General features: G+C 77.4%; 1 pseudogene. It reads right to left on the reverse strand.

From position 1 onward, the window contains the following. A pseudogene (locus H0487_RS22805) lies at nucleotides 1–333 on the reverse strand (hypothetical protein); the annotation flags it as partial. Nucleotides 334–535: the final 202 nt, after the last annotated feature.

Here is a 535-nt window from a genome sequence, read left to right on the forward strand (position 1 = left end):
CCCTCCCCGCGGACCCACCTCGCGGTCGACCGCCTCGGCGACGGCCGTCGCGAGCAGGTCGCCGAGCGGCCGGGTGAGGCCGAGCAGACGCCGCTCCTTGTGGCCCAGGACCATGCCGCGCAGGGTGGCGTCGTACGGTCCCGCGGCGTACGGCGGCACCAGGCCAGCCGGCGCCGGGGTCGGCCAGGCCGTGGTCGCAGCGGTCGGGAGCTCCGCTCGGCACGAGGCGCAGAGCACCCGGCCGGGGGCGGCACAGCCCACGCACGCACCGCCGAGCAGCAGGTCGGCGGCGGCGTCGCACAGGGTGTCGAGCAGGGTCGGGACGAGGGACACCCGCCGATGTCACCACGACGTCCCCACGACGGCCACCCGGCCGCGTGGACCTGTGGAGACCGGTCAGCCGGCGTAGTCGACGGCGCGCGCCCGCACCGTCGGGAGGCGCTCGCCGGTGCGGATGTCGACGAGGGCGTCACCCGAGACGGCATAGATCGGCGTCTCCGCGTAGGGCTCGCCCGCGAGCCCGACGACCCGGCCC

Source organism: Nocardioides stalactiti, from assembly GCF_014180715.1.
In the GTDB taxonomy this organism is placed as follows: domain Bacteria; phylum Actinomycetota; class Actinomycetes; order Propionibacteriales; family Nocardioidaceae; genus Nocardioides; species Nocardioides stalactiti.